The sequence below is a fragment of the Bradyrhizobium sp. USDA 4461 genome, from assembly GCF_054055655.1.
Genome location: NZ_JBSRXM010000001.1, coordinates 1,200,001 through 1,213,562, shown reverse-complemented (window position 1 = coordinate 1,213,562; position 13,562 = coordinate 1,200,001). Strand labels below are relative to the sequence as shown.

The 13,562-nt window shown below is 62.4% G+C and carries 9 protein-coding genes, 2 tRNA genes and 2 rRNA genes (1 of these 13 running past the window's edge); 8 read left to right on the top strand and 5 right to left on the bottom strand.

Annotated features, from left to right (window positions below; translation table 11 throughout):
* The first annotated feature begins 157 nt into the window (after positions 1–157).
* A complete protein-coding gene (locus ACVINW_RS05770) occupies positions 158–829 on the top strand; it encodes a TIGR02594 family protein (protein ID WP_456750402.1) in 672 nt (223 codons plus the stop codon).
* Positions 830–912: 83 nt separating this feature from the next.
* Here the strand turns inward: ACVINW_RS05770 and ACVINW_RS05765 are convergent, their stop codons facing one another.
* The 3 genes from ACVINW_RS05765 to ACVINW_RS05755 all read right to left on the bottom strand — a co-directional run bounded on the left by ACVINW_RS05765 (position 913) and on the right by ACVINW_RS05755 (position 3,333).
* Positions 913–1,833 carry a YARHG domain-containing protein gene (locus ACVINW_RS05765; protein WP_456750401.1) on the bottom strand — a complete coding sequence of 307 codons (921 nt, stop codon included), beginning with the start codon at positions 1,831–1,833 and terminating at the stop codon, positions 913–915.
* A 145-nt stretch (positions 1,834–1,978) separates the two neighbouring features.
* A complete protein-coding gene (locus ACVINW_RS05760) occupies positions 1,979–2,761 on the bottom strand; it encodes an MOSC domain-containing protein (RefSeq protein ID WP_456750400.1) in 783 nt (260 codons plus the stop codon).
* A 56-nt stretch (positions 2,762–2,817) separates the two neighbouring features.
* Positions 2,818–3,333, bottom strand: a complete 516-nt coding sequence (locus tag ACVINW_RS05755; protein ID WP_456750399.1) for an N-acetyltransferase family protein — start codon at positions 3,331–3,333, stop codon at positions 2,818–2,820.
* Positions 3,334–3,389: 56 nt separating this feature from the next.
* Between ACVINW_RS05755 and ACVINW_RS05750 the strand changes: the two genes are divergently transcribed.
* The 3 genes from ACVINW_RS05750 (at position 3,390) to ACVINW_RS05740 (ending at position 7,056) form a co-directional block, all read left to right on the top strand.
* Positions 3,390–3,953 carry a helix-turn-helix domain-containing protein gene (locus ACVINW_RS05750; RefSeq protein WP_456750398.1) on the top strand — a complete coding sequence of 188 codons (564 nt, stop codon included), beginning with the start codon at positions 3,390–3,392 and terminating at the stop codon, positions 3,951–3,953.
* A gap of 191 nt (positions 3,954–4,144) precedes the next feature.
* A complete protein-coding gene (clpB, locus tag ACVINW_RS05745) occupies positions 4,145–6,796 on the top strand; it encodes an ATP-dependent chaperone ClpB (RefSeq protein ID WP_456750397.1) in 2,652 nt (883 codons plus the stop codon).
* A 98-nt stretch (positions 6,797–6,894) separates the two neighbouring features.
* Positions 6,895–7,056: a hypothetical protein gene (locus ACVINW_RS05740; RefSeq protein WP_456750396.1), complete on the top strand. Its 162-nt coding sequence runs from the start codon at positions 6,895–6,897 to the stop codon at positions 7,054–7,056.
* Positions 7,057–7,063: 7 nt separating this feature from the next.
* Here ACVINW_RS05740 and ACVINW_RS05735 read toward each other — a convergent pair whose 3' ends face one another.
* On the bottom strand, positions 7,064–7,321 hold the full coding sequence (locus tag ACVINW_RS05735) for a hypothetical protein (RefSeq protein ID WP_456750395.1): 258 nt from the start codon (positions 7,319–7,321) through the stop codon (positions 7,064–7,066).
* 107 nt (positions 7,322–7,428) lie between these two features.
* Entirely contained in the window at positions 7,429–9,450 is a 2,022-nt protein-coding gene (locus tag ACVINW_RS05730) for a M23 family metallopeptidase (RefSeq protein WP_456750394.1), read from the bottom strand.
* 1,051 nt (positions 9,451–10,501) lie between these two features.
* Between ACVINW_RS05730 and ACVINW_RS05725 the strand changes: the two genes are divergently transcribed.
* The 4 genes from ACVINW_RS05725 to ACVINW_RS05710 all read left to right on the top strand — a co-directional run.
* Positions 10,502–11,990: ribosomal RNA gene (locus ACVINW_RS05725) — 16S ribosomal RNA — on the top strand.
* Positions 11,991–12,200: 210 nt separating this feature from the next.
* Positions 12,201–12,277, top strand: a tRNA-Ile gene (locus ACVINW_RS05720).
* Between the two features lie 110 nt (positions 12,278–12,387).
* Positions 12,388–12,463, top strand: a tRNA-Ala gene (locus ACVINW_RS05715).
* A gap of 404 nt (positions 12,464–12,867) precedes the next feature.
* Positions 12,868–13,562 (top strand): 23S ribosomal RNA (locus ACVINW_RS05710); it runs 2,145 nt beyond the window's last position.
* Together the 16S and 23S rRNA genes with 2 tRNA genes alongside form the textbook arrangement of a ribosomal RNA operon.

The window sequence follows — 13,562 nt, the reverse complement described above, 5'->3', positions numbered from 1 at the left end:
ATTTGCCCGGAATGACCCAGAAATCGTTTCCGCAGCGCCGCATCAAATCTTCCTCTCGCCACATCCGGATTTTCAAAACCATCGCCGCGTTTTCCAGGGGAACTGCAAGGGGAACGCGACGGGGAGTTGGGGGGCGTTGCAGAGGATCTCGAGAAGTATGGTTCAGTTGCTTGCGTATCGCCGGTCGCTTCGTGTTTTGGCGCTGGCTCTGTGTTCGCTCACTCTTGCCGTGATCTTCGCCGCTCCGGCATCCGCCCGTCCGCATCATTCGCGTCACGCGCATTCGGCCCATGCCGGCCATCACGCGCGCTACGCTGGTCATCAGCACTATCGGCACGGCGTGCGGCTGTCGCGCGCCGAGCGCCGCGAACGGCAGATGCAGCCGGATGATTTCGCCGAGGCCAATGCGGCGGTGTTGCCGGGCAACGCCGAAGCCGTGCCCAACACCGGCGGCGTGAGCATGGCGGGCGGCTTCGGCTCGTCCGGCATCGTCGCCGCGGCGCGCCGCTATCTCGGCGGCGGCAACCCGACCGGCCGCTCCAGCCTGTGGTGCGCGCGCTTCATGAACATGGTGCTGCAGCAGACCGGTCACCGCGGCACCGGCTCCGACATGGCGAGCTCGTTCGCCAAATACGGTACGCGCGTCTCCGGACCGCAGGTCGGCGCCATCGCCGTGATGGGCCGCCGCGGCGGCGGCCATGTCGGCATCATCACCGGGGTCGACGCCAAGGGCAATCCGATCATGATCTCGGGCAACACCAGCCATCGCGTCCGCGAGCTGCCGGTCTCGCGCGGCCGGATCTACGCCTATGTGATGCCGACGAACTGAGGCAGGATCATCTAGCTCTCCCCGGGGGATGTGGGAGAGGTGGCTATTCGCGGCACGAGGTCAGCCGGCGCTGCCGGCCGGCTTCACTTCTCGTGCTCCTTGGCCTCGATCGTGTCGACGTTGGTGGCCTCGAGGTTGCTCAAGGGGACTTCGACCGCGGCGGGTTGATACCAGGCGAATTGCGAGAAGTAGTTCGCAAGCACCTGATCCTTGAAGAACCGGCCATGCCGCGCGAAGATCTCGTTCCGCGCGACGCGCAGCTCGATCGCCGACATGTCCTTGAGATCGGCGTCGGTGAGAAATCGCCGATCGGAATCAGGGAAGAGGAAGCCGTCATGCGCCTTGGCGCGCTGCGTGACCGAGGCCGGCACGGCGGGCGGCGTCGTGCGCCCCACGGTGGCCTGATCGTCCTGTCCGCCCGACGTCACCACCGTATGCTCGAACGCGGGCCCGACGGTCCAGATCGCCAGCGCCAACGCCGCGGCGGCGACGCCTGCGCCGTACGTCCAGTAGCGCCTGATCGGCGAAACCTCGCGCAGTGGCGATTGTCCGGCCTCGCTCAGGACCTCGTTGATCGTGTCGATCAGGCGGGTCATGTGCATGCGGAAATCCTGACCGGAGTCGACCCGGGCCGCGTTGCAGAAGTGCAGAAAGCGAAGCGATTCCGGCAGTTCGGCTGCCTCCGGCATCGTTGCGCCGTTCACCAGCAGCGGCAGCAGCGTCTTGTTGTGCTTCAGCGCCGTCTCGATCTCGAAGCGCACGGAATCATTGGGATCCTCCAGGCGCGTAGGCTTCCCGTCATCGCTCTTGCCGGTCCAGAGCGGGCCGATCACGGCGATGACGATGTCGCAGGCAATGATCGCCTTGGCGATCCGGTCGACGAAGTTGGCGCCGGTGCGAATGCTGTTGACGTCGAAGAAGACGGACTTCTCGCCGTACTTCTCGATCAGATGGTCTGCGATGCGGCCCGCTGTGTCCTGATCGACCCGCCGGTACGAAACCATGATCATGCTCATGGCAACCCCGTGCAATCAATTTCGACAAATTTTGCTGCAATTCAAAATGTCGGGTGAAGTCTATTTCACGCAACCGAACATTGCAATGGATGCGCGTCTATGCGTGTTCAAGGAATACGGAGCGGACCGTGACCTACTGCGGTTCCGCAGCAATGGTGTCGCCGACCGCCGCGCCGCCGTCGCTGATGATCTCGGCGTAGATGCCGCATTCATTGTTGCCGAAGCGCTGCATCAGCGTGTTCGGGACCGAGAGATCGCGCGCGCCGGTATCGGGATCGACATTGACCGCGGCACAGCGTGTGATCCGCTTCACAACTTTTGCCCGTGCACTGCCGATCGCAATGGTCTGGTCGAGCAGGCTCGCCTCATGCCAGGCCGGCCAGCCCTCGACATAGAGATTGGCGCGGAAGCGCAGCGGATGCACCGGCGCGTGCACCATCTCTTCGATCGCCCGCAGGCTCGCCAGGTTGATGATCGAGACCACCTTGCGCGGCACGTCGGAGAAGCTGTGGCCCGGGCTGACCAGCACCTTCGGCGGTCCCTTGATCTGGCCGGCATGACCGTCGGCGAAATAGCGCTCGATCGCCGCACGGCCGGCTTCCGTCTCGAGGTCGCCCTGGGCCAGCATCGCGCCGTCCCGGCGCAGCGTCAGCACGTGGCTGTCATCGTCGAAATGGGCGCGCAGCGGCGCCAGCCACTCGTCCCGTTGCAGCATCAGGAAATGCGGCTTCGCCAGCCATGTCGGCGCCGACGGATCGAACCCGCTCGGGCCGTTCTCGATCGCGTAGCGGCGATCCGAGCGCAGCGTCTCGCCGACCCTGAGCTCTGCACGGGGCAGGGCCTCGGGCGTCAGACCCTTCACGGGGTAGCGGTAGATGCCGGTGATCCGGGCGGAGGAGGTGAGCGTCGTGTCCATCCGTCCGCTCTAGCCTGTTTGGCGGGCGGGGAGAACTGCCGGGAGCGGTGAGGCAGCTAGTCGGGCCGCGCCGCGCCTGGCATGTCCAGCACGCGCTGCATGAACACGAGTTCGAGCCAGCGGCCGAACTTGCGTCCGACCTCCGGCATCCTTGCGACCTCGACGAAGCCCAGCTGCGCGTGCAGCCTGAGCGAGGCGGGATTGCCGCCGTCGATGCCGGCGATCATGACATGCTTGCCGAGCGCGGTGGCTGCGGCGATCAGCTCGTCGACGATGAGGCGGCCGAGCCCGCGGCCGCGATGGTCGGCATGGATATAGACGCTGTGCTCCACGCTGTAGCGGTATCCCGGGAAGGTCCGGAAGTCGCCGAACGCGCCATACCCAAGCACCACAGGCCCCTCGGCCGCGACCAGCACCGGGTAGCCCAGCGCCAGCCGGGCCTTCATCCAGGCCAGCCGCTCGGCCTCGGAATCCTGCTTCTCCGTCCAGATCGCGTTCGAGTTGACGACCGCCTCATTGAAGATCGCGGTGATCGCAGGGATGTCCTGCTCCGTGGCGGGGCGGATAATCATTGGTCTTCCTCGACAAGCCGCTTGAATGGACCCCATCGTCTACTATATAAGACGGTATGTCAATTATAGAGGACAAGGCCGATGAGGCTCTCGGGCGGCGGGTTCGTGCCGAACGGGAGGGGCGCGGCTGGTCGCTGGCGGAACTCGCCGGGCGGGCCGGTGTGTCCAAGGCCATGCTGAGCAAGATCGAGCGTGCGGAGGCCAGCCCGACGGCGGCGACGCTATCGCGGATCGCCACGGCCTATGGCCTGACCATGGCCGCGCTGTTCGAGATTGCCTCAGCCGGTTCCCGTTTGCAGCGGGCGAAGGATCAGCCGGTGTGGCGCGATCCCAAGGCGGCTTATCTGCGGCGGCAGGTGTTCCTGCATCCGGCCAACCCGCTGGAGCTGGTTGAGATCGAGCTGCCCGCCCAGCAGGAAGCCGGCTTCCCCGCCAGCGCCTATCACCTGGTCCGCCAGGTGGTTTGGGTGATCAGCGGCCGCCTCACCTTGATGGAGGGGGCGGAGCGCCATGAGCTCGCGGCGGGTGACCGCGTCGAGCTCGGGCCGCCGTCGGACATCGTCTTCCGTAACGAAACTGCTCAGCCTTGCCGCTACCTTGTCGCCATCGTGCGGCGCTGAGATCGAGCAGGCGAAATCGCAGACTGTGGCTCTTCCGTTTTGGAACCAAGTGCCCACATCTGCGGCAAGCCTGAAAAATGATGGCGACGACCAGAGGCTGGTTGAGGAACGTCAACGCGGCCCGCGGAAACCCAATGAAGATGCCGGAACCATGCCTCAATGGGTGGTGACGGCAGGCCGAGGGAAAACGAATGAACATTGAGAAGTACACCGAGCGCGCGCGCGGATTCATCCAGTCTGCCCAATCGCTCGCAATGCGCGACGGTCACCAGCAGTTCTCACCGCTGCATCTGTTGAAGGTGCTGCTGGACGACAATGAGGGGCTCGCCGGCGGTCTGATCGACCGTGCTGGCGGCAATTCCAGGGCGATCCTGAAATCGACTGAAGAGGCACTGAACAAGCTGCCGAAGGTCTCGGGCAACGGTGCCGGACAGATCTACCTGTCGCCGGAGCTGGCGCGCGCCTTCGATGCGGCGGAAAAGGCCGCCGACAAGGCCGGCGACAGCTTTGTCACGGTCGAGCGGCTGCTGCTCGGGCTCACGCTCGAGAAGGGCAGCGAGGCTGCGAATATCCTGAGCAAGGGTGGCGTCACGGCGCAGAACCTGAACGCGGCGATCGAAGCGCTGCGCAAGGGCCGCACCGCCGATAGCGCGACCGCCGAGAATGCGTATGACGCGCTGAAGAAATATGCCCGCGACCTCACCCAGGCTGCGCGCGACGGCAAGCTCGATCCCGTGATCGGCCGCGACGAGGAGATCCGCCGCACCATCCAGGTGCTGTCGCGGCGGACCAAGAACAATCCCGTCCTGATCGGCGAGCCCGGCGTCGGCAAGACCGCGATCGTCGAGGGCCTGGCGCTGCGCATCCTCAACGGCGACGTGCCGGAGAGCCTGAAGGACAAGAAGCTGCTGTCGCTCGACATGGGCGCTTTGATCGCCGGCGCGAAATATCGCGGCGAGTTCGAGGAGCGGCTGAAATCCGTGCTGCAGGAGGTCTCGACCGCCGAGGGCGGCATCATCCTGTTCATCGACGAGATGCACACGCTGATCGGTGCCGGCAAGACCGACGGCGCGATGGATGCGTCCAACCTGTTGAAGCCGGCGCTCGCGCGCGGTGAGCTGCACTGTATCGGTGCGACCACGCTCGACGAGTACCGCAAGCATGTCGAGAAGGATGCCGCGCTGGCCCGCCGGTTCCAGCCGATCTATGTCAGCGAGCCGACGGTCGAGGACACCATCTCGATCCTGCGCGGCCTGAAGGACAAGTACGAGCAGCATCACGGCGTGCGCATCACCGACTCGGCGCTGGTGGCCGCGACCACGCTGTCGAACCGCTACATCACCGACCGCTTCCTGCCCGACAAGGCCATCGACCTGATGGATGAGGCGGCGGCGCGGCTGAAGATGCAGGTCGATTCCAAGCCTGAGGAGCTCGATTCGCTGGATCGCGACATCATCCGGCTGAAGATCGAGCAGGAGGCGCTGAAGAAGGAGAGCGATGCCGGCTCGAAGAGCCGCTTGCAGACGCTGGAGAAGGAGCTCGCCGGCCTCGAGGAGCGGTCGACCGCTTTGACGGCGCGCTGGAGCGCGGAGAAGAACAAGCTCTCCAACGCCCAGAAGCTGAAGAGCGAACTCGATGCGCTCCGCGTCGAATTGGCCAATGCGCAGCGGCGCGGCGAATTCCAGAAGGCGGGCGAGCTGGCCTATGGCCGGATCCCCGAGCTGGAACGGAAGCTCGCCGATATCGAGGCAGCCGAAAGCAGCAAGCCGAGCGGCGGCGAGATGATGGAGGAGGCGGTCACCGCCAACCACATCGCGCAGGTCGTCTCGCGCTGGACCGGCGTGCCGGTCGACAAGATGCTCGAGGGCGAAAAGGACAAGCTCCTGAAAATGGAGGATGCGCTCGCCAAGCGCGTCGTCGGCCAGGCCGAAGCCGTGCGCGCGGTAGCAACCGCGGTGCGCCGTGCCCGCGCCGGCCTGCAGGATCCGAACCGGCCGACCGGCTCGTTCATGTTCCTGGGGCCGACCGGCGTCGGCAAGACCGAGCTGACCAAGGCGCTCGCCGCTGACTTGTTCAACGACGAGACCGCGATGGTCCGCCTCGACATGTCGGAGTTCATGGAGAAGCACTCGGTCTCGCGGCTGATCGGCGCGCCTCCCGGCTATGTCGGCTACGACGAGGGTGGTGCATTGACCGAAGCCGTGCGGCGCCGGCCCTACCAGGTCGTGCTGTTCGACGAGATCGAGAAGGCGCATCCCGACGTCTTCAACGTGCTGTTGCAGGTGCTCGATGACGGCCGCCTGACCGATGGTCAGGGCCGCACCGTCGATTTCCGCAACACGCTGATCATCATGACCTCGAACCTCGGTTCGGAATTCCTGGTGAATCAACCGGAAGGCGAGGACACTGCTGAGGTCCGCGATCAGGTGATGGGCGTCGTGCGGGCGCATTTCAGGCCGGAATTCCTGAACCGCATCGACGAGATCATCCTGTTCCACCGGCTGCAGCGCACCGAGATGGGCCGCATCGTCGAGATCCAGTTCGCGCGGCTCACCAAGCTGCTCGAGGATCGCAAGATCGAGCTGACGCTCGACGCCAAGGCGCGGGACTGGCTCGCGGAGAAGGGCTGGGATCCGGCTTACGGCGCCCGTCCGTTGAAGCGGGTGATCCAGCGCAACGTGCAGGATCCGCTGGCCGAGATGATCCTCGCCGGCGAGGTCAAGGACGGCGATCGCGTGCTGATCTCGGTGAAGGGCCACGTGCTGACCTTCAACGGTCAGGTCTCCAAAACCGCAGAGATCGTGCAGTTCGACGCCCCGGTCTCGAAGCGCAAGCTGAACTGAGCATTTCAGTCACGAAACTGGATGCGGCCTGGCGACGGGCCGCATCCGCGGGCATTCGACAGCCGCCGCGACGGGGTTCCTGTCGGGCAGCCTGATTCTTGGGGCCGGATTTCGGCCGGAGGGGCGAATTCGCGGTCTGGGGCAGCACGATCAACAGCACCCATGCCACGATCAACATGCTGCTGCCGCTCGCGGCCGTCGCGTTCGGGCTGACCGCGATCGGAATCGTCTTCCTGATCTGCGCGAGCCTTGCACCGTAAAGCACCGTCACTCCTGCGGGACGATCGGCGGTGAGGGGTCGTCATCCTCGACGGGCTCCAGCTCGGAGAGGATATCGACCAGCTCGCGCGCGCGGCCCGTGGCCAGCGGCCTGCCCTCATTGATCAGCGGTTCGTCATTGGCGAGCCAGGCCTTTGCCTCGGCAAGCTCGGCGGGGGTCGCTCCGGACGCGATGATTCTCGCGATCGTGACGTCGTCGGCGTTGCCGACGGCTTTCAGCACGTCATCACGGGTGAGGCTGGCCATGCGCTCCTCCTCCTCTGCAAGGGGGATTTTGAAGGGGGCCTTGGCCGGGACAAGCCGAATCGGCGGCGGATCGTTCCGTCCGGAACGGCCCGAAGCAGGTTCCGCCGTCAGCGGTTGGTGGTGGAGCGGGTCTGCGACGTCGAGCTCGTGGCATCCGAGACGATGCGCGAGCTGCCGCGGCTGGACATCTGGGCTTCGATCTTGTCGCGGGCCTGTTCGAAGCTCGCCAGCATCGGGCCTTCGAGCGAACGGCCGCGCGGCAGTTTCACGCGCATCGGGTCGACGAAGCGGCCGTTGACCAGGATTTCGTAATGGACGTGCGGTCCGGTCGACTGGCCGGTCGAGCCGACGAAGCCGATCACCTGGCCCTGCCGCACCTTCTTGCCGATCTCCATGCCCTTGGCGAAGGCCGACATGTGGCCGTAGGCCGTCTCGTAGCCATTGGCATGCTTCATGCGGATATATTTGCCGTAACCGCCCTCGTATCCGACTTTCTCGAGCACGCCGTTGCCGGAGGCGAAGATCGGCGTGCCGTAGGCGGTGGCCCAGTCGACGCCGGTGTGCATCTTCACATAGCCGAGGATCGGGTGGCGGCGGCCGCCGAAGCCCGAACGCATGATCGCGTTGTTGACCGGCTTGCGCACCAGGAACTTCTTCGCGCTCTTGCCGGTCTCGTCATAGTAGTCGACGAGGCCGTCGTCCGAGCTCTGGAAGCGGTAGTATTTCTTGGTTTCGCCGCCAACCGTCAGCGCGGCGTAGAGCACTTCGGTCTTTTCAGTGCTGGTGACGCCTTCGTCCTCGCCGGCAAAGAACACGTCGAAGGAATCTCCGGGCTGCACCTTGCGCTGGAAGTCGACGTCGTAGGAGTAGATCTTGACCATGTCCTCGATGACGCTCGGCGGCACCTTGTTGCGCAGCGCGGTCTCGTAAATGCTCTGATAGAGCCGCACGCCGCTGCCATCATCCTCGTCATCGTCGCTGGAATTGTCGGCGGTGTCGGTCGTGGTGTTCATGCTCTGCACGTCGACGGCGACGTATTTGCCGAGATCGGACAGTGCGGCGACGGCTTCGACCACGGAATCGTTGGCGACGACGACGCGATAGGGCTGCAGCCTGACATTCGGTCCGGGAGCTGCCGGCGCCATCAGGATCCGCACCTTCTGGCCTTCCTTCAGGCCGCCGTCGCGGCCGCGCGGGCCGAGCGTTGCGGCAATCGCCTTCGCCTCGTCTGATGTCGCGCCCTGATCGCGCAGGATCGAGGTGATGCTGTCGCCCTTCTTGACGACATGGACCCGTTCACCGACCGGATTGCCGCCGGTGACCTGCTCCTTGGTCTTCGGCAGCAGGGTGACATTTTCCGGCACCACGCGGGTCTCGAAGCCGGCATAGGGATCGGAGGTGTTGCCCTCGGCGGCGTAAGCCATCCGCATGTCGGGCCCGGCGCCGCTTGCGTCGGCCGTGGCGTTGGCCAGCGAGGCGTAGCGCACTGAACTGCCGGAGCCGCGCCAATTGGCGGCGTCGCGCACCCGCATCAGGATGTCGTCGAGCCCGACGCCGGCGGCGAGCTTGGCCTTCGGCAGCACCGATCCGAGATCCCTGGTGACGAAAGAGACCTCGGCGTCCGGCTCGGCGGCATCGGCCGCATTCGGATCCTCGGCCGCCGTCGGCGTGTCGGAGCCGACATCGGTCAACAGTCGCTGTGCATTGAACGGCGGTATCTTGGACGACAGATCGCTCGTGGTCATCGAGAGATTGCCGGAAATCCGGATGAAGGGCCGCACCCGCATCACGTCGCGATTGCCGACACGGGTCACGGTCGAGACGCGCACCAGGCTGCGCGAGGCGGAGGATTCGCTCGGCGGCGGCAGGCGGTCACCCTTGTGCAGGCTGACGACGCGATCGGTGCCGGTGAAGGCGCCGCGCAGCGCGCCTTCGACGCGCTCCGGCACCTTGGCGAAGGTCATCTCGCCGTCGAGCGACGCAAAAACGGCGCCGCCGATCAGGGCCGCGCCACAGAGTCCGGTGAGAATGGTGCCGCTGAACCATTGTACGGAGACACGGCGGCGATCGATCACCGCGGCCTCGGTGCCGTCGACCGAAAGCGGCGGTTCGTGACCGAGATCGATCATCCCGGTCTCGCGCCCAATGCCGCTTCCGCGTGACGCCCGTTGGCTCAACCCTGCATCCCCCCAAATTCCAGCAACTGCGATCGTCCTCTGCTCGTCCTCATCTCCACCTTGATCCTCCGAGGAGGAATCCCGGCAGCGTGGCGAGCCACACGCATCGATGTCGAAGAGACGAAGGCCATTCGCCGGCCGCACGCTCGAACATCAATGGTGTGCAGATCTCTCGATATTGCTCGGCCGCGTAGGAAAGAGGCGACTGGTTCTCGAAGAAATCGCCTGGTCCCCAGAAAAACCCCCCGTGCCCCCACAGGTTACGAGCGGCTCAGTGCATCTCTTATAGCCAGAACGTCGCAGGATTGTGGCTCAAGTGCGGCATTTAAGGTGGAAAAGTTTCCTGAGACGGGCCGGTGCCACAGCCCCACCTGGAGCGGCTTGGAACCCGTTCCGACGGGCCTGACGGGCTCCCCGGGGACAAACTTTTTTTGAAGTTTTTTACCAAGCGGGTTCGGTGGCGAATTTTTACCGCCGACCTAAGCCACGGAAAGCACGAGAATTTCTTCGCGCTGCACAACGGATTTGGGCGTGCGACGATTTGTTGACAATGGGCGTTGACAATCCGGAGGGGTGGGGACTATAAACCAACCACTGAGCGCGGCGCCGCCGGGTCACTGACCAAGGCGAGCGAACGCGCCTCTGATGCTCCTCACTTAGATGAGTGACACAACAGCCGACAACAATCGGTTGAGGTTCACTGTCTGCCGGTGAAGGGTAGAACCACCCTCTAAGGGTGTGGGGTCATCTGATCCCGGGCTGTTTGACAAGTGAAGATGAAGAAAGAGAAACGTGGACGGCGGAGTCCTTGCGTCTCTCGGGATACTCGAAAGCTTCGGCTTTTGACTTCTGAGAGTGGACGAAAGACTTCGGCGGTACACGTTTAAAGGTTACACCATCGCTGCCAACGATGTGAATCGCGGGCGGCTCGTTGACTTCGGTCGACGAAGAATGGTGGGACCTCGTCAAACGTTGTGATCAGCCGGTTCAAAGGTTTCAAGTCCAACTTGAGAGTTTGATCCTGGCTCAGAGCGAACGCTGGCGGCAGGCTTAACACATGCAAGTCGAGCGGGCATAGCAATATGTCAGCGGCAGACGGGTGAGTAACGCGTGGGAACGTACCTTTTGGTTCGGAACAACTGAGGGAAACTTCAGCTAATACCGGATAAGCCCTTACGGGGAAAGATTTATCGCCGAAAGATCGGCCCGCGTCTGATTAGCTAGTTGGTGAGGTAATGGCTCACCAAGGCGACGATCAGTAGCTGGTCTGAGAGGATGATCAGCCACATTGGGACTGAGACACGGCCCAAACTCCTACGGGAGGCAGCAGTGGGGAATATTGGACAATGGGCGCAAGCCTGATCCAGCCATGCCGCGTGAGTGATGAAGGCCCTAGGGTTGTAAAGCTCTTTTGTGCGGGAAGATAATGACGGTACCGCAAGAATAAGCCCCGGCTAACTTCGTGCCAGCAGCCGCGGTAATACGAAGGGGGCTAGCGTTGCTCGGAATCACTGGGCGTAAAGGGTGCGTAGGCGGGTCTTTAAGTCAGGGGTGAAATCCTGGAGCTCAACTCCAGAACTGCCTTTGATACTGAAGATCTTGAGTTCGGGAGAGGTGAGTGGAACTGCGAGTGTAGAGGTGAAATTCGTAGATATTCGCAAGAACACCAGTGGCGAAGGCGGCTCACTGGCCCGATACTGACGCTGAGGCACGAAAGCGTGGGGAGCAAACAGGATTAGATACCCTGGTAGTCCACGCCGTAAACGATGAATGCCAGCCGTTAGTGGGTTTACTCACTAGTGGCGCAGCTAACGCTTTAAGCATTCCGCCTGGGGAGTACGGTCGCAAGATTAAAACTCAAAGGAATTGACGGGGGCCCGCACAAGCGGTGGAGCATGTGGTTTAATTCGACGCAACGCGCAGAACCTTACCAGCCCTTGACATCCCGGTCGCGGACTCCAGAGACGGAGTTCTTCAGTTCGGCTGGACCGGAGACAGGTGCTGCATGGCTGTCGTCAGCTCGTGTCGTGAGATGTTGGGTTAAGTCCCGCAACGAGCGCAACCCCCGTCCTTAGTTGCTACCATTTAGTTGAGCACTCTAAGGAGACTGCCGGTGATAAGCCGCGAGGAAGGTGGGGATGACGTCAAGTCCTCATGGCCCTTACGGGCTGGGCTACACACGTGCTACAATGGCGGTGACAATGGGATGCTAAGGGGCGACCCTTCGCAAATCTCAAAAAGCCGTCTCAGTTCGGATTGGGCTCTGCAACTCGAGCCCATGAAGTTGGAATCGCTAGTAATCGTGGATCAGCACGCCACGGTGAATACGTTCCCGGGCCTTGTACACACCGCCCGTCACACCATGGGAGTTGGTTTTACCTGAAGACGGTGCGCTAACCGAAAGGGGGCAGCCGGCCACGGTAGGGTCAGCGACTGGGGTGAAGTCGTAACAAGGTAGCCGTAGGGGAACCTGCGGCTGGATCACCTCCTTTCTAAGGATGATCCTTCAGCGAGCTCACGCTCACTATCGGATCGTTTTAGAAACATTCAGGGGCCAACAGTTTCAGGATTGTTGAGCTCCATTGGCGGGATTTCGCCGTCTTCGTTTCTCTTTCTTCGCGGACGAACACGCGCCAGGGGCTGAGCGCTGTGCGATGCATCGACGTCACGTCGGGTGCGCGCCGGCATGTCTCTCGTGTTAGGGGCTTGTAGCTCAGTTGGTTAGAGCGCGCGCTTGATAAGCGTGAGGTCGGAAGTTCAAGTCTTCCCAGGCCCACCAGCCTTCGCGCTTCGCTGCTTCGGCTAGGCAAGCCTTTCAGGATGAAGGCTGCTGCGCCGTAGCCTTGGCGAAGGCGAGCGGTATCAACAATGCGCTTCGTCTTCTGGTACGGGGCCATAGCTCAGCTGGGAGAGCGCGTGCTTTGCAAGCATGAGGTCGTCGGTTCGATCCCGTCTGGCTCCACCAGATGGAATTGAAGCTCGATAATGCCTCGTTCATATCGTCCGCGAAACATCACTTCGCACTCATTGGTCCGGATGGACGGTGACGTGCGTGTTTTCTGACATCGTAAAGAGGAGATCGATCCGAGTTTGGATCCGGCGAAGCAATTCGCGGGTACCATTCCTAATCTCCAGATCGTTTTCGGCGCTCGCGCATCGCGGCTCATCGCAAGATGAGCGGGTGAGCGAGTTGTAAAACGATCTTTGTAGCGAAGCTTGACCGCCTCGCTATCGGGCCGATCTTACGAAGCAAGCTGGTCTTTCTAGTCAATGTCCGGCTGCGCGATAGCACTCATCGAGGGTGCGCGCCTTAACCGGCAATCGTGCAGACAACATTCTGCCGAGTGTGTGGACATTGATAATGAGAGCAATCAAGTGCCTTAAGGGTGTTCGGTGGATGCCTTGGCGCTGAGAGGCGATGAAGGACGTGCTACGCTGCGATAAGCCGTGGGGAGCTGCGAAGAAGCTTTGATCCACGGATTTCCGAATGGGGAAACCCACCTTCGATAGCCGGAACTCCAAGACCTTGTGTTTTGGGGTTCGACCAGAAATGGAAGAAATCAGACCGCGAGGTTTTGGATTTCCGGTTATCAAGAGAAGGTATGAGACTTCCGAATAAAATAGGAGGTTTTAAGCAAACCCAGGGAACTGAAACATCTAAGTACCTGGAGGAAAGGACATCAATCGAGACTCCGTTAGTAGTGGCGAGCGAACGCGGACCAGGCCAGTGATACATCAAAGACAATCGGAACCAGTCAGGAAAGCTGGGCCTCAGAGGGTGATAGCCCCGTACGAGTAATGCGATGATGTATCCACGAGTAAGGCGGGACACGTGTAATCCTGTCTGAACACGGGGGGACCACCCTCCAAGCCTAAGTACTCCTCAGCGACCGATAGCGAACCAGTACCGTGAGGGAAAGGTGAAAAGCACCCCGACGAGGGGAGTGAAATAGACCTGAAACCGGACACCTACAAACAGACGGAGCCCAAGATACGTTCTGGGTGACGTCGTACCTTTTGTATTATGGGCCAGCGACTTAATTTAACGAGCAAGCTTAAGCCGA